Origin of the sequence: Paraburkholderia acidisoli (genome assembly GCF_009789675.1) — a bacterium.
GTDB classification, from domain to species: Bacteria; Pseudomonadota; Gammaproteobacteria; order Burkholderiales; family Burkholderiaceae; genus Paraburkholderia; species Paraburkholderia acidisoli.
Genome location: NZ_CP046916.1, coordinates 586,078 through 604,757 on the forward strand (window position 1 = coordinate 586,078; position 18,680 = coordinate 604,757).

The 18,680-nt window shown below is 56.3% G+C and carries 24 protein-coding genes and 2 tRNA genes; all 26 read right to left on the reverse strand.

Annotation, left to right across the window (positions count from 1 at the left end; translation table 11 throughout):
* Window positions 1-46 precede the first annotated feature (46 nt).
* The 26 genes from FAZ98_RS31215 to FAZ98_RS31340 all read right to left on the reverse strand — a co-directional run bounded on the left by FAZ98_RS31215 (window position 47) and on the right by FAZ98_RS31340 (window position 18,548).
* On the reverse strand, window positions 47-493 hold the full coding sequence (locus FAZ98_RS31215; protein ID WP_158957536.1) for a hypothetical protein: 447 nt from the start codon (window positions 491-493) through the stop codon (window positions 47-49).
* A gap of 9 nt (window positions 494-502) precedes the next feature.
* Window positions 503-1,039: a hypothetical protein gene (locus FAZ98_RS31220; RefSeq protein ID WP_158957538.1), complete on the reverse strand. Its 537-nt coding sequence runs from the start codon at window positions 1,037-1,039 to the stop codon at window positions 503-505.
* A gap of 20 nt (window positions 1,040-1,059) precedes the next feature.
* The gene (locus tag FAZ98_RS31225) at window positions 1,060-2,052 is read right to left on the reverse strand and encodes a hypothetical protein (RefSeq protein WP_158957540.1); all 993 of its coding nucleotides are present in this window, start codon (window positions 2,050-2,052) and stop codon (window positions 1,060-1,062) included.
* A 61-nt stretch (window positions 2,053-2,113) separates the two neighbouring features.
* A complete protein-coding gene (locus tag FAZ98_RS31235; protein ID WP_233273027.1) occupies window positions 2,114-3,430 on the reverse strand; it encodes a hypothetical protein in 1,317 nt (438 codons plus the stop codon).
* Window positions 3,427-3,906, reverse strand: coding sequence for a hypothetical protein (locus FAZ98_RS31240; protein WP_233272949.1), 480 nt, complete (start codon window positions 3,904-3,906; stop codon window positions 3,427-3,429). Before FAZ98_RS31240 ends, FAZ98_RS31235 begins: the two co-directional genes overlap by 4 nt.
* The gene (locus tag FAZ98_RS31245; protein ID WP_158957544.1) at window positions 3,906-4,550 is read right to left on the reverse strand and encodes a hypothetical protein; all 645 of its coding nucleotides are present in this window, start codon (window positions 4,548-4,550) and stop codon (window positions 3,906-3,908) included. The genes FAZ98_RS31240 and FAZ98_RS31245 overlap by 1 nt, the downstream gene beginning before the upstream one ends.
* A 1-nt stretch (window position 4,551) precedes the next feature.
* A complete protein-coding gene (locus tag FAZ98_RS31250) occupies window positions 4,552-4,812 on the reverse strand; it encodes a hypothetical protein (protein WP_158957546.1) in 261 nt (86 codons plus the stop codon).
* A 2-nt stretch (window positions 4,813-4,814) separates the two neighbouring features.
* Window positions 4,815-5,336 (reverse strand): hypothetical protein, encoded by a 522-nt coding sequence (locus tag FAZ98_RS31255; protein ID WP_158957548.1) that lies wholly within the window; start codon window positions 5,334-5,336, stop codon window positions 4,815-4,817.
* A gap of 118 nt (window positions 5,337-5,454) precedes the next feature.
* On the reverse strand, window positions 5,455-6,480 hold the full coding sequence (locus FAZ98_RS31260) for a DUF2184 domain-containing protein (protein ID WP_158957550.1): 1,026 nt from the start codon (window positions 6,478-6,480) through the stop codon (window positions 5,455-5,457).
* 12 nt (window positions 6,481-6,492) lie between these two features.
* Entirely contained in the window at window positions 6,493-7,098 is a 606-nt protein-coding gene (locus tag FAZ98_RS31265; RefSeq protein ID WP_158957552.1) for a hypothetical protein, read from the reverse strand.
* Window positions 7,099-9,000, reverse strand: a complete 1,902-nt coding sequence (locus FAZ98_RS31270) for an NUDIX hydrolase (RefSeq protein ID WP_158957554.1) — start codon at window positions 8,998-9,000, stop codon at window positions 7,099-7,101.
* A gap of 143 nt (window positions 9,001-9,143) precedes the next feature.
* Window positions 9,144-9,365: a hypothetical protein gene (locus FAZ98_RS31275; RefSeq protein ID WP_158957556.1), complete on the reverse strand. Its 222-nt coding sequence runs from the start codon at window positions 9,363-9,365 to the stop codon at window positions 9,144-9,146.
* A 4-nt stretch (window positions 9,366-9,369) separates the two neighbouring features.
* Window positions 9,370-10,206: a hypothetical protein gene (locus FAZ98_RS31280; protein WP_158957558.1), complete on the reverse strand. Its 837-nt coding sequence runs from the start codon at window positions 10,204-10,206 to the stop codon at window positions 9,370-9,372.
* Entirely contained in the window at window positions 10,203-11,666 is a 1,464-nt protein-coding gene (locus FAZ98_RS31285; RefSeq protein WP_233273028.1) for an anti-CBASS protein Acb1 family protein, read from the reverse strand. Before FAZ98_RS31285 ends, FAZ98_RS31280 begins: the two co-directional genes overlap by 4 nt.
* Entirely contained in the window at window positions 11,667-12,941 is a 1,275-nt protein-coding gene (locus FAZ98_RS31290; protein WP_158957560.1) for a hypothetical protein, read from the reverse strand.
* Window positions 12,938-13,399: a terminase small subunit-like protein gene (locus FAZ98_RS31295; RefSeq protein ID WP_158957562.1), complete on the reverse strand. Its 462-nt coding sequence runs from the start codon at window positions 13,397-13,399 to the stop codon at window positions 12,938-12,940. Before FAZ98_RS31295 ends, FAZ98_RS31290 begins: the two co-directional genes overlap by 4 nt.
* A 20-nt stretch (window positions 13,400-13,419) precedes the next feature.
* Window positions 13,420-13,495 (reverse strand) — tRNA-Thr (locus tag FAZ98_RS31300).
* 60 nt (window positions 13,496-13,555) lie between these two features.
* On the reverse strand, window positions 13,556-13,777 hold the full coding sequence (locus FAZ98_RS31305) for a hypothetical protein (RefSeq protein ID WP_158957564.1): 222 nt from the start codon (window positions 13,775-13,777) through the stop codon (window positions 13,556-13,558).
* Window positions 13,778-14,578: 801 nt separating this feature from the next.
* A tRNA-OTHER gene (locus FAZ98_RS31310) sits at window positions 14,579-14,659 on the reverse strand.
* 372 nt (window positions 14,660-15,031) lie between these two features.
* Window positions 15,032-15,328: a hypothetical protein gene (locus tag FAZ98_RS31315; protein ID WP_158957566.1), complete on the reverse strand. Its 297-nt coding sequence runs from the start codon at window positions 15,326-15,328 to the stop codon at window positions 15,032-15,034.
* Window positions 15,325-16,494 (reverse strand): oxidoreductase, encoded by a 1,170-nt coding sequence (locus tag FAZ98_RS31320; RefSeq protein WP_158957568.1) that lies wholly within the window; start codon window positions 16,492-16,494, stop codon window positions 15,325-15,327. The genes FAZ98_RS31315 and FAZ98_RS31320 overlap by 4 nt, the downstream gene beginning before the upstream one ends.
* Window positions 16,495-16,709: 215 nt before the next feature.
* Window positions 16,710-16,832 (reverse strand): hypothetical protein, encoded by a 123-nt coding sequence (locus FAZ98_RS35995; protein WP_267904872.1) that lies wholly within the window; start codon window positions 16,830-16,832, stop codon window positions 16,710-16,712.
* Window positions 16,829-17,047: a hypothetical protein gene (locus FAZ98_RS31325; protein WP_199272464.1), complete on the reverse strand. Its 219-nt coding sequence runs from the start codon at window positions 17,045-17,047 to the stop codon at window positions 16,829-16,831. Before FAZ98_RS31325 ends, FAZ98_RS35995 begins: the two co-directional genes overlap by 4 nt.
* A gap of 142 nt (window positions 17,048-17,189) precedes the next feature.
* Complete coding sequence (locus FAZ98_RS31330; protein ID WP_158957572.1) at window positions 17,190-17,585, reverse strand: phage protein NinX family protein; 396 nt, start codon at window positions 17,583-17,585, stop codon at window positions 17,190-17,192.
* Window positions 17,582-17,986 (reverse strand): hypothetical protein, encoded by a 405-nt coding sequence (locus FAZ98_RS31335; RefSeq protein ID WP_158957574.1) that lies wholly within the window; start codon window positions 17,984-17,986, stop codon window positions 17,582-17,584. Before FAZ98_RS31335 ends, FAZ98_RS31330 begins: the two co-directional genes overlap by 4 nt.
* A 112-nt stretch (window positions 17,987-18,098) precedes the next feature.
* Window positions 18,099-18,548 carry a hypothetical protein gene (locus FAZ98_RS31340; RefSeq protein WP_158957576.1) on the reverse strand — a complete coding sequence of 150 codons (450 nt, stop codon included), beginning with the start codon at window positions 18,546-18,548 and terminating at the stop codon, window positions 18,099-18,101.
* Window positions 18,549-18,680 lie beyond the last annotated feature (132 nt).

The following is an 18,680-nucleotide window of genomic DNA, read 5'->3' on the forward strand; positions in this document are numbered from 1 at the left end:
GGCAGGGGTCCGGCTTTCGGGTCGCGTCCCTAGCCGCAGCAAACTATTACGCCGACCAGAGCGATGCGTTGATCGGCATGGAACCACTTAGCACTACGCGCACAACCGGGTCGGTGCCATCAAAGGCGCCTGGATCAACCGAAACGATCGATGTATCTGTCATCGTCGAGACGGGGAAGGTCGAGGTATCGCTATGCACGTTGACCTGACCGAGATACGTTGCCGTTTGACCTTGCGTGACCCAGCTTGCGGAAAGCGCCTGCGTGCGCAGCAGATTCATCGTTACGCGTGCCATGACATATGGCTCTGGAGAATTCACAATCCCGGTGCCTGTGCCGACCTGGCCCGTCCAGTCGCCAGAGAATTCAAGCCTGGCGAATCCCTTCGCCATGTACGGTGCCGTTACGTTGAGCGCCGTATTGCCGGGAATAATGACCGCAGTTAGGACGCGGTTAAGGACGCCCTGCGCAATCTGAGGGTTTTGAGTTGCCATTTATCGTCCTTATGCGAACTGGACCGCATCCAGGTAAAAGCCGATGGTCAAAAATCCGTTCTGACCAACTACAGTCGCCTGAAAGCCCTTGTAAATGCCCGCGGCGTAATCATCGGGATTGGCCGTCGTGTAATCAGCAAACGACGTTGCCGTGATCGTGATCGACAATGCGCACTGGAATTTCACGGCGCTATTGGCGCGACCCTGAGCAACAGCGAGCAGCGAATTGATACCGTTCTGGTCGTAGACCAGCGGCGGATTCTGGTTCGAGCCGTTGATTACGGCCGCGGCAAGGTCTTGTGCAACCTGAATCTGGAACCAGTCGATGCCGTACCACCAGGACGCTTGCGTGCCGTCCATCATCGTTCCCTTCCAGATGCCGGCCTTGGAGATGCCGCCTTCCGACGTGGGATAGATGATGTTGCCGTATGCCGACAGAATGCTATTGACGGTCGCCTGATTGCCCGAGATTGCCCACGGCGTTACGCCTGTGAGATACCGATACGACATCGGGCCGAGCGGATTGGCTGCTGACGGATTGTTCACCAGCCATTGGTAAAACGCGCCTAAGCATCAAATTCCTGAGAAGTCGCAGTCGGCGCCGGAGCGGTCGCGTACACCGATTTCAACGTCGCATAATTCGGGAGATTCGCGAGGGTCGTCGTCGGGAAGAAGTAGGTCTTTCCGGTTGCGCTCGCATACTTCCCCGCGAGAATATTGATCGCCGATGCGAGGTTCGCCGTGGCCACAGCGCCTACGCCGCCACCGCCGCTAAATGTCACAGTAGGAGCGGCCGTATAGCCAGAACCCGGGCTGGTGACGGCAACCGCTACCACGACGCCGTTTTGAACAGTAGCGGTGCCAGTCGCAGTCGTACCGCCGCCACCAGGAGCCGAAAATGTGACGGTCGGCGCCACCGTATAGCCATTGCCGCCATTATTGATGACGACCGAGCCGACCTCATCCTTCGAGTAGTCCCATGCGGCGGGCGTCAGGTAGCTATAGAAAACGCCAGGGTTGCTTGTGATCCAAGCGTCAAGCGTGGCGATCTGAGCATCTACGCCCGTCACGTTTCCAAGCTCAAGCACATAAACACCAACTGACGTGCCTTGCGCGAAGAACGAAGTCGCGGGATAGGTAATCGGCGACGCGCCCGAAATCGTGAACGAACCGAGGGCGGTTTCGGTGCCCGGATTCGATGCTACTGCGTAGGTGAACGTAGTCGACGAAGCAACGGTAGCGATATACGTTCCGTTGTAGCCACTCGGCGCAGCGCCAGAAATGGTCGTCGTGAACGTCGATCCGACAGTAGGAAGGACGCCAGCCGCAACAGTTGCCGTGACTTCGCTAGACGCCCACGTCAACGAGGCGATCGAATACGAAGTCGCCGAGATGGAATTGACGGTGGGCAGATTGCCGCAATACTGATAAGTACCAGGCGTCAGAGTCGTGCCGCCCACCGAGACGATTGCACCGCTTTGCTGGAGCTGTGATGGCTCGGGTGCAGTGGTGACAACTGCGGTGAGATTGACGATCTGGGGAGTGATCGTGTTAGCCATGCAGGCTCCAGAAAAACGAAACCCCGCTCACTGGCGGGGTTGATGATAGGGCGGCGGGAATTTACGACCAGGAAACTGCGAGCGTTTGACCAGTACCCGGCACAACCACGATCCCCGCAGCAGTCGGCATGGCATTGAAGTTGATTGGACCCGCGACATCAGCAATGACGCCAATCTGGTTGGCCGCCGTATTGCCAGTCGTGGCCACGCTGTCATACACGGCGCCCGCCGCGGTGCCTGCGACCAAGACCGAAACAGTGAACAGGCGACCCGGTGCATTTTTGATAACTGTCGCTGCGGTCACGTCCAACGTGGTAGTTGTGCCGCCCGGGACGGGAGCGAGGGGATACTGGGGCATCAAAGACTCCAATAAAAAGCCCGCACAAGACGGGCAATGAACGTCATGCGGGGATGCCCCGTCTAGACGGTGATTGAACTGAATCCGGCGGAGAGGATCAGGCGACGCGCAATGGCGTCTGCGGCTGCCTGGTAATACCAGGCGACGATCTGAATGGTTTTTCATGGCAAGCGCACTGATTTCCACTTGAGTGCGCTTTTCATCGCGAGGAACCGGCGTGTTGCCAAATCCAAAGTTGTCGGTATTGACGGAGTAATCAATCAGCATGGCAAGGTATTGCCATGCCATCTGGTTCGTGAATCCGTACAACGTCAGTCTTACGTTGTCCTTCGCTAGTTGCGATATGGACATCTGGACCAACTGATTGGGCGATACAGGGTTGCCGGGCCATTGTGCGATCGGGAACGAAGGCGCCTCCGTCATATCGGGCTCGACGTGGGCCACGATGTATGGCGGCACTACATTGTCGGGCACCAAGTATGACGGATAAACGGGCACAGTCGTTGTGCCAAATGTGGTCTGGCTTAACCATATCGGCAGGCTGTTTGAAACAATTGGCTCGGGTGGCAGATCAGCGGCACTTTCGACAAGCTGAGACGAAAGGGCGGGGTAGACCGCAAATCCGCGGTAATGCCATAGACCGGCTTGTTGATAGTTCGCGCCCGTTTCGGAGAACGCCACCTGAAGTGTCGTCCCGTCCACGTTCCACGATCCAACCCACATCGTGCCCGGAGCAATCGCATTGAGCTGCGATACTTCTTCCGTTGCCGTGAACACCATCTTGTTCGCGGCAATCGTCTGGTCTTCTTCCTGGTGCCGATCAGTCAGGACATGCAATGATCCGGAAAACTGCTGACTTGTTCCCGTCGCAACCCAGAATACGTAACCATCTATGGGAAGCGTTGATTTCGTATATTGCTGAAACGAAACCGTTTGATCATCCGATATCTGTGCGACACCGGCTGCTAGAGAGGCAGCCAATTGCCCGGGTGCGCTAGCGGCTTCGGATATCAGGGTCATGATTCGTCATTGGTGAGCCACGCTCGGAACGAGGCTTGATACAACCCGGTATCAACAAAAGCTGCGCGCGCCTTGTTTTTACTTGAGTTGGGATGTTTCTTCTTATGACTGACGCCTGCATCAGCCGCATCAATGGTCTGGCCGCTTGTCGTTTGCCACTCGCGCGAATCGAGATAATCTCGGAATGCTTCTTCTATGCGACCGTTGACACTTTGGCCTTCGATAACACGGTCACCAAGCGTTGTCGTGACATCGCGACTCGCAAATGGAATGACCGGCTTTCCTTGAGCAAGCGATTCAATCTCGTCTGCCATTGCATTTGCGAGAAAGTCTCCAATCTCGTCTTCGTGCAATTCCAGGAACGTCCGCATGACGTGATAGTCGTTCTCGATGTATTGAGCGACATCGCCTGTCGTCGTGGCGCCGTCAGCATCGGAATAGGCGACATCCACGACACCGAGATTCAGGGTGACCATCAGCTAACACCGACGATATTCGGGCCGTAGCTCTGCGAATAGTCCAGGTACTCACGGCCCCAAGGCGTCAGTAGCAGATCAAGATCGCCCATCGTCAAACCTTTCAGGAAATCCGGGGTGAGCAGCGTATCCGATGTGGATTGATCCGCCGAAGCGCTGACGGGACCAGCCTTGAACGACATCAGCTTGAATGCGGCTCTTTGCTGCGTGAAGAATGTTTGGCCCGGTTGATCCTGACCGATCTTCAGCAGTTTATGCATCCCGTAGTTATAAACCGCTGTCACGTACAGGATCGGCGGCATACAGGCAGGCGGGATCAGTGTTACCGCCTCCGCACCAAGGAACGCCCACGCCAGATACGGCGAGTACGTTCCGGCTGAAGCGGCACTGACGGACGCAGTAGGTACAGGCATCACCGTGCCGCTTGTGCCGTCCCATGTTGCGATGTAGGTATTGATGTCCACACCAACGAGCGCCATTCCAGCCGCAACCGTTCCCGTTGAACTTACTGCGGTCAAATTGCCTGATTCATCAATACTGACGTTCGCAAGCGCGCCGCTCGGCAGATCGGCCGGCGGCACACCTTGATTCAATACGAACGCATTGAAATCGGCAAGATTCGGCTGGGTCGGATTGGTCCACATATCAGGAAATCGTGACGATTTCGCCGCCCAACGCCAGATACTGGCTGACATCGTGGGCAGCAGGAAAGGCCGCACTGTACGGCGACCAGCAGGACAACGCTTTCGGGGCGAACGCCCATACAGCATGGCCACGCGTAAAGATGATCTTCATCCCCTTGGCCATGAGCGCCTTGACTTCTTCGGCGTGCGTCATTGGCGCGGGCTGAGGAAGATCGCGCAACGCCTTCCTGCCTTCCTCGGTGATCCGGAAAGAGGCTTTCATGATCAGATCGGCAACTTGGCGGTGCGATTGTCGCTCGCGCCATCTTCAGCGATAGTGAGTTGCATGTTGACCTCTTTGCCGGTCGCCTTCTCCCGCGGCGGGATGTCCTGCTCGACCGTGACTTCAACGGCCTTTGCCAGACGCTTGCGCTTGTCCTTCGGTGCACGGTTGACGGTATCGACTGCGAGCGCGGCTTTTGTCGCCTCGGATGCCGAGCGATACTCCTGATGCTCAATCAGGGCCTCGTTGCCCTGATAGATGTGATCTTCGATAATCGGCTTGTCGACGCTATAAAGAAAACCGGAGAATTCCGTAAGTTTGCGACTCGTTTCCGCGGCACGACGAAATCCGCAGCGCTCCAGATCCCTGACAAATGCTTCGACTTGCGGTTGATTCCATTGCTCGCCGACAACTTTCTGATGACCGGAATCGATTTCAATCATCGAAAGTTTGTTTGACTCCGCAATGCGATAGCAATGCTTGAGGTGTTGGCGAGTGCAGTTCGCGAGGTAGATCTTTGCCATTTCACTTTCCCTGAAAAGAAAAAGCCGCGCGAGGCGGCTTGACCCTGTATTTGATGCCCGCACCAGGCCAGACAGGGACTGGCTTTTCGACCGCGCGATCTAGGTGCGGGGCAAATCGTTAATGCGGAATGGACAAGAGGTACAAGCCTTGCCCGCGGAGGTTCCAACCGCTGGAAATTCGCATTTCCTGAACTTCCGTGATAGCACCATCCGGGATCGGCGTCGGGATCTTCATCGGCGCTGGCATGTCGGTGTACATCGCGTTCACCGCCTTCGTGGACGGTTGAACGTCACCGAACACGTTGGTGTTGATGCCGGGCATATCGGGTTGCTCGATTTCCGGGATGGTCAGAATGACCATATCCGCGCCGCCCGCGCCCTTGCCCTGCAACGTGTCATCGAAGTAGTACTCGACTTCATCGCCAGCTTCTGCGGTCACGTTCGCCACGACCTGACCCGTCGTCGACGTGCCAGCACCCGGACGCTGATATGCCGTCACCTGGACGATGTTGGCAAGTTGCCAGTTCAGCAGAATGCGTTGCGGCCCGATGAAACGAATGCGGTTCGTGATCTGCGCGCCTGATTGGAACATGCCCGACTTGATGTTCACGATCTGCGACAGCAGCCACAGCGACATATCGCCATTGTCGTAGGTCGATGCGGTCGTGTTGCCGTACTGGTCGGGAGGCAGAGTAACGGCTGTCGCAGCAGCAGCGTTGAGCAGGCCTTCGTTGTTCGACGGCTGGTAGCCGTAGAGCAGCGCTGTGCGCATTTGCTGATAGATGCCCTGCCGAGCGGCCAGATCTTGAGCGGCGGGCAGGCTCACGTTGTAGTGAGCCGCTGCGGCGATGTCGTGATGATCCCAGATCGATCGCGTGCGAATCAGGTACGTCTGTGTGCTGTACTGCGTGCCAACAAGCGTTGCCGAAGGCAGGAAATTACCGGCAGCCTGGGCCGAAAGCGTTTCCGTGCGCAGATCAAGCGCGTTGATGTAGACGTACAGGTCATCGTTGCCGAGTTTCACCTTAGGCTTGTTGCCGGGAAGTGCGGCGAATGCGCCCGATGCCTGCGCATACGTGACGATCAGATCGGGTTCCGCGAAGTGCGGATTGACCCGTACCTGGGCGGGGAAGTTGTTTGCCATGTGGTGGGCTCCTTAGATCTGGATGATGGCGGCCGAACCCGTCGTCCAGGTGAGAGCCCCGGTGCCCGAGTTGTAGCTGACGATCTTGCTGTTCGAGTTGAATGAGATGATGCGCGTCGTGGACGGCAGTGCGAATGCGCCGCTCGTACCCGATGCGGTCAACTGGAACAACACCGGATCCCAATACAGCGTCTGATTGACTGCGCCACCTTCAAGAGATGCAACCAGCGATGCGAGACACGAAACAGCGATGCGGGCATTCGAGCCAGTGCGGAAATAGGCCATCGTCATGCCAGCAACAGCCTGTTGCACGTTGTTGCCCGGCACGAGCAGCATGTTGTTCGACTGGTTGAAGACCGTAAAGCCGGTCACAGTCCCTGCGCTCGCTGCGGGCGTGATCGAACTGCCGAGTGCGTTGGCGTTGACTTGGGCGACTGTTTCTTCGATCGCCAGACCGCCCCACATCGGCTGCGTTACGCTCGACCCGACAACGCCGCTCAAAAGCCAGTTCTTCGTCGACGGATCGTCGAAGTAGTTACCTTGAACGTAACCTTCCGTTTGCAGGAGGAAGGTATTCTGCGGCGAAGTGGTCAGCGCCGGATTGAAGCTGATGGTCATTTATCGTGCTCCGTGATTTTGACGCAGGACCTTGGCGACAACGCCGTGGTGTTTGAAGTGATTGAGCCAGACATCCATATCGCCGTGGTATTCGGTAATCTGACGACCGGCGCTGTCCATGCGGATGGTCGGCAGGAGGCGGCCGGCGGGCATCACGGACGGGCTCTTGGCATACGCCTGTGCGTCTTGACGGATCTGATCTTCGATCGTGTCGAACACGGCACCGTCCAGCGAGTCAAGGCGAATGCCCTTGAACTTGTCCGAGTGCTTCTGGAACTTTTCAGCCAGGCGCTTGCGATAAGCGATCGGCGTTTCGAAGTGCAGGGGAGCCGGTACCGAATCGCCGAGCATCTGCGCGACCGAATCCCAGCGAGCTTGCGCGGCGCTGAGTTGATCGCGATCCGATGCAGACGGGGGCGTGGCGAGTGCCTTGATCTGCGCGTTCATTGCCTCGATCTGCTTCTTCATCTCGGCGTTTTCGCCGCGCAACTGGGCATCCGCGCGAACTTGGGCGTCCATGCGTTCCTTCTCCTCTTTTTCCTTGCGCTCTTTCTCGGTGCGTTCCGCCTCTTCCGAGTCGAGGCGAGCTTGCTCAGCGTCCTGCCGCTCCTTCAGTTCACGCGCAGCCTTGGCTTCTGCGGTTTCTTCTGCGGCGCCAGCAGCTTCGGCAGCGGCCAAATCAGCAGCCGCAGCAGCTTCGTGGCCGCTTGCATCTGGGCGAAGCTCTGCGGCCGGCATTGTTTCGCCGCCTTTTTGCTCGATTGCATCCATGCGCGCATTCAATGTCGAATATGCTTCATCAAAGCGCTTGCCGAGAGCGTCGGCCCACGCGGGCACTTGCTCCTGAACGTTTTCGTCCATCTGTGAATCTCCGTTATTAATTCCGCTGGGCTCGCCGCCCTTATCCCAAACACCAACCGGGCAAACCGCCAGATGGTCGAGGAAAGAGGGTTTGCCTTCTATGAGAACCGTTTTGCCGTCAATCTCGACGGTTTCGGTCGAGCCCGCGTCGCGGAAAATCACCGCGGGACTAGTCGATTCGTGCGATGTCAACATCAGTTGAGCACCGTCCGAATCGAATATCTTGGCTACACCGCGGACCTCATCGCCCGCGATATAAGGAAAGAAAATCGAGCCGATATTTCGGTCTCGATACTCCTGCGTGTTAAGGGCGCCTTTGGAGTGCAGGAAGAGAACCGGTAGGCCGTAACAGCGCTCGCGGAACTCTTCGGTGAGGAATGTTTCGGGCGGGCGGTAGGCGTACTCATCGAGCGCCTTGCGATAGCTCGTGCCCGTTCCGGTGATCCGAAGATCAAAGAGCCACGCACCTTCATACTTCTGCGGAGAGAGCAGATAGCCCGCGGCCATCCGCTTGGCGATATCGAGTTCATTGCCAGTAACCAACTCGATCGTGCGGGCGACCGGCACCAGCATGTTTTCTGGCAGGGCATCTGCGGCGGCCCATTGCCATGCTGTGTGCTCGTGGTTTAGCTTTGGCTCGAATGGCTCTGGCACGTCCTGCAGGAAGCAGGTGTATTCACCGCTGCCATCGGGAATCGGATTGCGTCGAACCGGCCAGCGAATGCCATCTGGGCACACGCCGATCTCTTCTTCGCATTCGCGGACTGCCGCAGCTTCGGGCGTTTCATCGCCTTCCGCGTGGCCCCCAGGCTGCTCCCATTCGCCCGTATCGCTACGCCTGACGAGCAGATAGAGCGGGCCGGGGGCGCGGAAGAGGACGCCGGCACAGTTAATTTGCGTGGATTCTTCGGCGTCTTGGCGGCTCTTTCCAGCCTCGCTATATGCAATCGCGATCGCCTGCTTCTCGGGCTTTCCTGCTGCGCGCTCGGTCGCGATGTTGTGGCTTATCGCCTCGCGCGACGATCCTTGTTCAAGCGGCATGAAAGTACCAAAGAAAAGCCACCCGAAGGTGGCTTCTATGTGTGGATGGTGCAAGTTAGACGTTGCCGAGGGGATCGCTCAATCTGACGAATTCGCCACTGACGAACTTGCCGAAACTGCTAGTGGCATCGGCAATCTGTGCATCAGTCAAACTGACGATCGTCATATAGTGGCGAGTTTTCGTATCCCTTGTCTGGATATGCGCGCTTCATCAAGTCTTCGCCATCCATGTTTCGCGTCGCCAAATGGTATGAGCGTTCGCCATTGGCGATGATTTCGAAACAGTACGCAGGTCCATAAGGCAAACTATCCGCATCACCTTGTGCGCGGAAAATGTAAGGCTTGCAGCTCAAAAGCGGATTCATGCAGTTACCTTCCTGTAAGTCGCGTCTCGTCGAGAACCTTGCGCCCCTTTTCAGTCAGCATTTCATCGGGCAATTCACGCAGCGCGTAGACTGCAACAACGTAGCACTCGCAGAAGGGCTCTTGGGCGGCGGCAGTTATTTCGTCGTAGTATCCGGCGTCGCCTTTTTTCACAAGACCCTGTTCGTGCGCCCAACTGCCGCGAATCAGATAGATCTTCTGATCCCGTTCTTTGTGGTCCTCACGATAGTCATACCCGGCACGTCGCCAATGCGAACGCCAGCGGTAGGCGATGGCGCCAGCCTGCGTCGCCACGACCTCATTGATCGCCGCAACAAGTTTGGCGCCCTGATCTATCTGGCAACGACGCGCTTCATACTTGATCTGCTGAATTGGTTTGGCGATGTTTTCCTTGACATCAACCTTCTCGACTATCCGCGATCCGCCATCAGGGATCGAGGTGGCCCAGCCAGAGAACCGGCGGAGCGTTTTCTCGATCGCCTCTTCTCGATTCAGCTTGATCAACTGCGCACTCGACCGAATGCGCCGATCCAGTTCTTCCCGCGCGAAAGGCTTAAGACGTTCTACCGTGAAGCGCGGCACGCCTGGGTGATACTTGAGCACCGATGATTTGGAGAATGTACGGTCAAAGACCGCCTTCATCGCCAGTTGCATCCTGCTCTCAATTTCCTCCGGTGTTGGCAGGTCAGCGACCGCAGCAAGCCTCAAACGTCTCAGCCACTCGTCGAGCCGCCCAACGTCGTCGTAACCATTCTCTGTGATATCCCGAACGGCAGCAGTCAGGACCTCTTGGAATGTCTGACTGGCGGAACGGGATTTCATAGATGCGATGACTCGACAATGGGCTTGGGCTCGGTCTCAGGTGCAACTGGCTCGTATGCGGCGATCGCATCTTCGTCCAGTTCGAGCGGCGACGAGAACATGAGCTTGCGCTCGTTCATCGTCTCTGCGAGCCAGATTGCTGCGCGAGCCTTTTCGGATTGCGGCAGCAGCGGCGATAAGACTTCAACCGCAGAGATTGCCGCCTTCAGGATCTCGGAATCAACCTTGATCTTCTCGCTATCCGGTTCGACCAGTAGATTCGGCCATGTTGCAGTGAAGGCGTTCTTCCACTCGTAAAACGCCGTCTCGTAGGGCACCGACTTATATTCAGCATACTTGCGCTGCATCGTCTTGTAGAACTCTGGACTCCACGCCCGTCGCATCACGATCTGATCCATGAAGCGATAGGCCGGATTCATTTCGATGCGCATTCGATCAATGAAGCGCGCGATGATCTTGGCATCTTCCGAGCCTTCGCCGAATCCTTCAGTCAGCGTTTCCTGATAGAGCATCGAGGCGGGCATCTTGGCCGCCGTGGCGATGTTCTTGACGCAGTTGTTGCGCGAGAACTCTGCGGCATCACGGAGGTTCTTAAGATCTACTGATTCGATATTTTCATCAATACCGATCGAGATGACGTTACCCGTCTTGGCGCCTTTGAGCGCGGAGCGCTTAAGTCCAAACCAGTTACGCGCCCGCTGATCGATGATTGCCCCCGGTGATTTCATCTTCATCACCAGCAACGCAGCCTTTTCCGCCACTGCCTGGTCGGTGATCATCGTCTGGACGTAGGTTTTCAGCGGATAAAGTGCCCGCTGATAGACCGATCGCCCCACAAAGCCGAATGCGCTATTCGTCCACTCGATGTAAATCGGAGATTCATTGAGTGCGATTACCGCCCGGGACGAGTGGTAATCCTTCCCCGCCACACGCAGATATTGAGGCTTCTGAAAATCAGGCGCATTGGGATTCTGGTTCAGCACGAGAGACCCCGCCGTATTCAGCGGATCCCACGTGTTGAAGTACACCTCCATCTCATGGAGGCGCTCATAGGGGAGTGGCTCGTTCGTCGGAAAATCATCCCCATTGAGGAATCGGCCACCGACACCCAGCGAGGCAATCCCATAGACGCGCTTGAGCGTCATGAGACCTCTGATGATCTCGTCGGCCCCCGTCATGCCGATCGCCATCCATTCGCGGTTGAATGCCGAGATCAGGTCTTCTTCGGGTGCGCCCGGGATTGTGATCTCGCGTTCTTGGCTTTGGGCCTCCTCAATAGGAGCCTCGGCCATCTTGGCACCAAGCGGATGAAAGCTATACAGCGTCTTGCAGCTTTCATACGAGGGAGCGGCGCCGGGCACGATGTCATCGGCCATCAGGATCCGCATGAGCGAAGACGGAACAGTAGCGCCAAGCCCGATTGATGCCTGGCTGCCGTCGTCAATTAATGGGTCGCTCATTTACCAGCCATATGAATCGCCGAGCGATATTGCTGCGGCATAACAGAACACGTCGAGCGCGTCCATGTGATGAGGCGTTTTCGTACCAATGCGGAAGCCGCACACTTGGGCAAGTAAGTGGTTGCGGGTCTGCCCCTTGTAGTTGGTCACTTTGTCGTAGGCATTGCGACTAAATTTCACGTCTCCGCGATAGACATATCCGCTCACCGATAGGGCTCGCCCCTCTTTCCCCATATCGACGAGCTTTTCCTCAATGGGATAAACGGGAAGCCCGCGACGCTCGGATTGCTGGATCAGCACGATTCCGCTGCCTTTATCTTCGACCCAGATACCGACATTGCCTTGCCGGGCACCCGTTTCCTTCGCCAGATCCTCAAGCCGTTGATTAACGGAGGGAAGCCATTCTTCGAGAAGTGCGCCCTGTATCTGAACAATGTCCCAATCAAGAATGATCAGTGGGTGTCCAGCGATCTTGTTGCGCGCGCAGTAGATAACAGCCGTACCGTCATGTTCAAGCCCATCTTTGAGGGCCGTGTCGACTACAGCAAAGACCTGATCGCATCGCGTCGGATATTCGACCGGTTGACCGTCTTCGAGAAGATTGACTTCGGAGAAGAACGCCGAACCGCGCCAGTCAACAAACTCGGCAAGAAACTCCTGCTGATATACCAGCGGCGGATATTCATTGACGAGCTTCGCTACAGCATCAGGATCCAGCTTCGGGTTCGAAGCGGTAGGAGCGTGGAATTCAACCCAACCCAGCGCTTTGTCCGTGCAAGCCTGATAGAAGAAGTTTTCGGGGTCTACGCCCTTCGGCGTCCCTGCCATCATCGCCTTACCGCGGCGATCCAGCAAAGTAGGGCGAATCGACTGTTCCCACGTCTCGCGCAAGCCCTTTGCTACGAGACTTGCCTCATCGACGATCACCCGATCATAGAAACGCGAGCGCCCGGCATCCTCGTCTTGCAGCGTCCAGAATTCGACGCACCCGCCTTTCTGTGTCTCGATGATCTGATCGATCTTCGACTTCGATACGACGACCGGGGAGATCGTCTGAAGCACCCGCTTATAGGTCGGGAGGTTGAGCTTGTATGTCGGCCCGAACCAGCCAACGCGCAACCCTTGGTAGGACCATTTCGTGGCACAACGCTCGAGCAGCGTGGTCTTACCGAAACGTCGCCCACACCGAACGACGACAAGATCGTGTTCGCTAAAAGCCTTCCCGATCTCAACCTGCTTCGAATGAAGCTCCTGTAACTTGACAGATTGCTTCATACGTCAGGATTTGGGTCGTCGAGGCCGGGGCCGCCTTCGCCGCCACCATCGGAATCAATCTTGATTGCTCCATATTTCTTTGGGAGCATCTTGGACATCAGCCATTTACGCGTCTCGACTCGCAGCTTCGACCTCTGAACGGCCTCGCCGTTGACGCGCCAGCCTACGGTATCGCCGTCTTTGCCGACGATTTCCATCCAGTCGTTTCTGCCATCGTCCGATATTTCAAGGATGTCATCGGCCATTGACTCAGACTGAAGCTCGCGCGCACGCGCGTACTGGTCACGAAAAGCTATATAACGGTCATCCCCCAACCAACGAAGAATAGTTGTCTTGGTCGGCATTCCTTCCAAGTCGCCGATCTGACGCAAGGTCATGCCGTCAATGATGCTTTCGCAGATCTTGTCCGCTAGCGCTTTAGAGAAACCAGACGTTCTGGCCATACCCGCAATGGGCATGCGCCCTTTATTTCTATGATTGGTGCCGGATGCAGGACTCGAACCCACCACCCACTGATTACAAATCAGTTGCTCTACCTGATGAGCTAATCCGGCGCAGAATAAGAAATGCCCGAGTGGGCAAAGCCGAAGGGTGTCGGCAGGAGAAACTGTTGCTTACCCAATGACTAGCTTGTCTTGGACGCTGCCAATCGCACGATCGGCGATGCTGCCGCGCCGGATTTCCAACATTTCGGAAATCTCCACAGCAGCCTTCATAACAGCAAGTGCACGTGAGATAACATGCTTCTCATCGGCACCGTTAATGGAGGCGTTGTATGCGACGTCCATTGCGCGCTGGAAGGCGTAATCGCCAAGATCTTTTGTCAAAAAAGCCATTTTGCGTCCCCTGTAAACGCAGATTAAGGAAAGCTACTGGTCGTCGGCCCGCATGGCACTTTGGCTTCCTATCGGAACGCGCGGCTAACGATATTCGCCTTCGAGAGTGCGCTCTCTGTCGGCCGACTTTAGCTACCGGTGTCGCCCAGCAGCATGAGAACGCACGCGCGAAGGCCCGCGACCCAAACGCATCGAGTACCACTCAGACATGCGCTGGGATGCGGGTTAGTAATCACCAAACTCCCGGTCGAATATCCATCTCACACCTTCAAATACCAAGCCGCCCATTCATCCATCCATCTTGACCATAGCCATGCGTTGCGAGCCATGGCGTTCAGGTAGTGGCTGATGATTAGATTGGCGTTCATGATTGAAGAGAGCGGCCCGCGCTGATTTCGAGCTTATGGGACTGTCTAAGACTTCGCTTCCCGTCCTGTAACGGATAGGTAATCGCCCCTACGGCGAACTCCATCGGGCTTTTGGGCTTTAACCCCGTTCCCGCGCGCAGTCAGCACCTGCGCATTCGCTCTCAACGGAGGGACTGGCATGCGAGTGCGCGCCACTCACCAATCCCGTGCTGCGCGCTCCGTTGAGAGGACCGGTTACGCCGGTCAAGCGACCGCTTAGGGTATATGCGGTTCCGTCGTAACGTCACGGACCTTCCCAAACGCTGGCTCTAATTTTCTCCAGCCGCCACCGCAGTTTTTGGATTGCGGCTCCCGTCCGCCCAGCGACGCGCCGGACACTACCACATCAGCCCATCCAATACGCAAAGCGCAAGCTATGGGGGTGTCGCACCGTCGAGAGCGGCGGGATTCGAACCCGCGATACACGGCTGCCGAGGCATTGCCGTAGTCCATCCCATCTCGACTTATCGCTCTCAAGCATGGCGAACCCTTCACCCCGGACGGCCAGTCCTCACCTTTCGGCTGATAGGCACTTACACCAGACCCTAAAGGGATCGCCATGCGTGAAACGGCTGGTAACGAGTTCCAGCGCCGCTCTATCTTTGCGGCCGATTTTCGCGCCTAGCACACAGCCAGCACGCAATTACTGCGGCCGATGCTACCCAAGGGCTATCTGCGGCTACGGCGGTCATGACTATCAGAAAGCATAGGGTTGATAGCATGACGCGCCTTGATTACAAATCCCAACCTTCTCGCATGTTCAAGCGCTCCATTGGATCGCAGCAGCGCTGACCCTCTTCGACTACATTCGCGCAGTACCAGCAGCGGTAGACGTAGCGATGATTCATCAGCAAATGAGGATGCTACTGTCTGCTTGTTGACCGTTGGTGCATGTGATTGTGTAGGGCGGTGAGAATAGTGAAGGCGCTCCTGTCCAATACTTCTTCAGCAACTCGTCCACGCTCTTGCCCGCCATTGGATCATGCGTTCCGGGCTCCGGTCCGGTTTGCACGGGCGCCGTCATCTTCTTGAACACAAGGTCAAGATGCTCAAGAATCGACTTCCATTGCGCCGGGTTAGGCGTTTGGCCTTGCGTCAGTTCGGCAAAACCTTGGAGCCAATAAGCGAAATTCTCGGGCGTCATGCTGCCTCCAACATTCCGACATCGCAGCGATGCCGTTCAATTTCACCAAATTCGCGATGATGGACAATGCACTGCATGTCCCGACCCGCGCGATACCCATGCCCCGCGGCGTATGAATCCTGCGCCGCGAGAGTGCGAAATGACTCGCAGAGGACGCCCGGCAATTCCGTGACCGACTTTGAATGAATATGGCCTGTGTACCAATATCGATACAATGTTTCGCCCCAATCTTTCGCGCGATCACATGCCATGATGCCGCCGAGTTGGCCGTGTTTCGTCGTATCGCCATGAGTCGACCCGATCAAAACCTTGCCGAAACGGTAATACCAGTGTTTGGCAGGCCCAAGATCAACTTCTACACGGGATTCATTTGAGAAGTAGGCCGACAGCGTAAATGCTAGCGACCAAATCGCGTGCGGATCGTGATTGCCGGGAATCGCCTTGACGACGACCCTTGCGTGCTTTTCAAGTGCGCGAAGAATGGCATGTCGGTATGTTTCGATGCCGACCTGCAATACCTTCACATACCGCGAATCAACATCGAGCGGGTTATGGTGTTGGGGCGTTCTATTGGTGCCATCATCGGCATGGAATACGTCGCCGAGAAGGAGGAGAATTGCCGTTTCGGCAGGGGGCGCACTGGAAACTAAGCGATCAACCGCTCCAAGAGTCAATCTTCGCCCGATTTCGAGGTCAAACGCCTCCCCGCATTCCTTTGCCCAAACGTACAATCCCACATGAGGATCGCCGAACGGATAAACACACAGAAGGTCACCAAGTACACGTTTCGGTGATTCTGTAATTGGCGCCAATCCCCGAACATTTTCGGAGAGCACCGAGACGGCCTCGCGCACCAATTCTTCAGCTCGATTATGGTCAACGGCGGACTTAACCCACTGGCCCCGCGGCTTACCTTCGTCGTCATAGTACGTCGAAACGCCCTGGACGCGGAATCCATCGGGCACTACGTGCGTCCAATCATGCTCGGGCGAATAGCCCATCTTGGCCGCTTTCTGCTGCAACGACACAATGGCATTCCCCACCGTCCCGCGCGAAACACCCAACGCGTCTGCGGCGGCTCGCTGGCTACCGTGCTTCTCGATCGCGTCCAGATATGCAATCTGACGCTCCGAAGCAAATTCGCGCAGCTTTTGATCGATTGCCATAGGTCAGGAATTAAGCTGCGGACTAAACTCGCCGCATACCAGTTCGGGCGCGACAATTGGGAAGCTGCTACAGGGACAGCCTTCTTCGTAGTCGTATGTGACTGCGGGAGGATAGCGGCGGCACATCCATACGCCATTCAAATGCCAACTATGGCGACACGTTTTGCATGTCTCAGTCGGCTCCGCGACGATCTTTACCTGCTTCCGGGCAGCCATTACGGCACCAGCTTTCGTAATTCGTCTAGCCGCGCGGTCATGCTCGCCAGCAGCGCCGGATCGAGATTCCGAATGCGAATCAAGTCGGCCTCAATCGAGTCGATAATTTGCTGGACGTTCATGTGTTCTTCCCGGTTGAAGCGCCGGGACGATCCCCGTTGCGGAGAATGCGACTCGTGGATGGCTGAGCAGCCGAGTCGGCGAAGTCGGTGAATAAGGCCTCGGCGCGCTTGCGTGCGTCGCTCCACCCCGATTTGGCGTGGAGTGTGCCGCGTTTGCGTTGCCGCTCTTCCTGCGCCTGCTTACGCTCCAGAATAGCCATCGGATCGCCGTACATGTGCGATTCGAGAGGTTGAGAGCGTTTCATGGCGTAGAAAATGAAAAACCCCGCTCGGCGCGAACCGGCGGGGTTGGAATTCTGTGTGGTTTGGACGTAGCTCGACGACCACGGATGTAAAGGTACACCAACTTTTCTGAGTTTACAAGCCCTGTATGAAAATATTTTCGTCCGGTACTTCTTTTCCGAATTTCGACACCACAAAGGCACGCATAGCCGCAATTAGCGGATCAACTCCGTATGAAGTCGCGTCCATATCTCCCGTCGCGTAAGCCTTCCAATCAATCCCAGCCGGGATAATCCCAATACGCTCCCGCCCGATAATATCACCGCCGATTGTCCAATCCGATGACGGCCTCCATGCGGAGATAACATCTTCTCGGGCGATGCGCAGAGTTCCTTGTGCCGTTTTGAATATGCACGGAGCCATTTGCCCATCAAGAGCAAGTGCGGCCTCACGGGCGGTCTTGAATTCAATTCCCGATGCGCGAGCTACCCAGTAATCCAAGAGTATCCCAGATACGAATTCCACTCTCACGCTGCCTCCGCACTAATCTTGATAAGCCCACGCGCGACAAACTTGGGGTAGAGCGCCTCCTTGGCTTGCTGGAAGAAGATGTGGATTTCTTCCTTTGAGAATCGCTCGCTCTTGAATACGTCATAGCCAATGCGCTTGTTGCGAAGCGTCGTTTGCAGGCCCGCACGCTGTTGCCACGTCAACCCCTCCACGAGCGCGTCAACGGTTTCGCCATTCCGCTTCCAGATTTTCAAATCAGAGATTGCCGCGGCTTCGTCAGCCGAAAGCCTATCCACCGGGAGCTGATAGGCGCGACAGGTTGAGTCGCAACGCGGCAAGCCCAAACGGACTGCATACACCTCCTGCCAGCGGTGCCAGGACACTAACAGGTCATCGACGAGATTCGATTCGTCCAGCGTCATTTCCTTCTCCCAGCAGGGGCGAATGCGCCCAAAGATTAGCGATCTGACAATGCTTAAGCATCCTAATTATATAGCGAATTCAATGCCTTGCGTTGCCGATCACCTCTCTTACTTAGTAAAGATTTTCGGAGTAAAGAGTTCCGCCGTTTGTGTCATCGCCACCAACGCGACGAATGATCTGACCGGCTTCTTCGGCGATGCACCACGCAGCATGACGGTCAACAAATTCGCCTTTGTTCGTGATGAATCCTTGCTCCACCGGATCACCTTCCGTATCGAGCATGTTGGTCATGAAAGCATCCCAATGACGGATACCAAGCACGATTTGGCCAGTGAAGCGCTTGCGGTTTGCCGCGCATACGATTCGACGAATCACTTCCCATCCGCATCGTGAATGCACACGAAATCGACGTGTTGATAGGTATCGTGCAATTTCTGCTCGACGGACTGCCCAGCAGTCTGACACGCGTTCTGTTGATAGAAACGCGCGCTTGTGATGGCGATGTCGTCGTTGTGCGACATCATACCGGCGTGAATCATTACCAAGGAGAATCCAGTTCATACGGCTTCCTTTTCAATTAGGTTGATGCCAATTTTCTAGTCCTGACAGGCTCCCACTCCGCGTAGGCAAGATCGAATACAAGCCTCTTTTCTGCGCGCGTAGCCGATCCTTGGTCCAGCCACCTATGGCACC

Coding starts and splice junctions, on each gene's coding strand:
- FAZ98_RS31225 (WP_158957540.1), bottom strand. CDS start 2,052: ATGGCTAACACGATCACTCCCCAGATCGTCAATCTCACCGCAGTTGTC.
- FAZ98_RS31245 (WP_158957544.1), bottom strand. CDS start 4,550: ATGTGGACCAATCCGACCCAGCCGAATCTTGCCGATTTCAATGCGTTC.
- FAZ98_RS31260 (WP_158957550.1), bottom strand. CDS start 6,480: ATGGCAAACAACTTCCCCGCCCAGGTACGGGTCAATCCGCACTTCGCG.
- FAZ98_RS31240 (WP_233272949.1), bottom strand. CDS start 3,906: ATGGTCACCCTGAATCTCGGTGTCGTGGATGTCGCCTATTCCGATGCT.
- FAZ98_RS31335 (WP_158957574.1), bottom strand. CDS start 17,986: ATGACGCTGGACGAATCGAATCTCGTCGATGACCTGTTAGTGTCCTGG.
- FAZ98_RS31325 (WP_199272464.1), bottom strand. CDS start 17,047: ATGTACGGCGATCCGATGGCTATTCTGGAGCGTAAGCAGGCGCAGGAA.
- FAZ98_RS31235 (WP_233273027.1), bottom strand. CDS start 3,430: ATGACCCTGATATCCGAAGCCGCTAGCGCACCCGGGCAATTGGCTGCC.
- FAZ98_RS31295 (WP_158957562.1), bottom strand. CDS start 13,399: ATGCCCATTGCGGGTATGGCCAGAACGTCTGGTTTCTCTAAAGCGCTA.
- FAZ98_RS31290 (WP_158957560.1), bottom strand. CDS start 12,941: ATGAAGCAATCTGTCAAGTTACAGGAGCTTCATTCGAAGCAGGTTGAG.
- FAZ98_RS31250 (WP_158957546.1), bottom strand. CDS start 4,812: ATGAAAGCCTCTTTCCGGATCACCGAGGAAGGCAGGAAGGCGTTGCGC.
- FAZ98_RS31265 (WP_158957552.1), bottom strand. CDS start 7,098: ATGACCATCAGCTTCAATCCGGCGCTGACCACTTCGCCGCAGAATACC.
- FAZ98_RS31320 (WP_158957568.1), bottom strand. CDS start 16,494: ATGGCAATCGATCAAAAGCTGCGCGAATTTGCTTCGGAGCGTCAGATT.
- FAZ98_RS31280 (WP_158957558.1), bottom strand. CDS start 10,206: ATGAAATCCCGTTCCGCCAGTCAGACATTCCAAGAGGTCCTGACTGCT.
- FAZ98_RS31270 (WP_158957554.1), bottom strand. CDS start 9,000: ATGCCGCTTGAACAAGGATCGTCGCGCGAGGCGATAAGCCACAACATC.
- FAZ98_RS31315 (WP_158957566.1), bottom strand. CDS start 15,328: ATGACGCCCGAGAATTTCGCTTATTGGCTCCAAGGTTTTGCCGAACTG.
- FAZ98_RS31275 (WP_158957556.1), bottom strand. CDS start 9,365: ATGAATCCGCTTTTGAGCTGCAAGCCTTACATTTTCCGCGCACAAGGT.
- FAZ98_RS31340 (WP_158957576.1), bottom strand. CDS start 18,548: ATGAACTGGATTCTCCTTGGTAATGATTCACGCCGGTATGATGTCGCA.
- FAZ98_RS35995 (WP_267904872.1), bottom strand. CDS start 16,832: ATGAACGTCCAGCAAATTATCGACTCGATTGAGGCCGACTTGATTCGC.
- FAZ98_RS31215 (WP_158957536.1), bottom strand. CDS start 493: ATGGCAACTCAAAACCCTCAGATTGCGCAGGGCGTCCTTAACCGCGTC.
- FAZ98_RS31285 (WP_233273028.1), bottom strand. CDS start 11,666: ATGAGCGACCCATTAATTGACGACGGCAGCCAGGCATCAATCGGGCTT.
- FAZ98_RS31305 (WP_158957564.1), bottom strand. CDS start 13,777: ATGGCTTTTTTGACAAAAGATCTTGGCGATTACGCCTTCCAGCGCGCA.
- FAZ98_RS31255 (WP_158957548.1), bottom strand. CDS start 5,336: ATGGCAAAGATCTACCTCGCGAACTGCACTCGCCAACACCTCAAGCAT.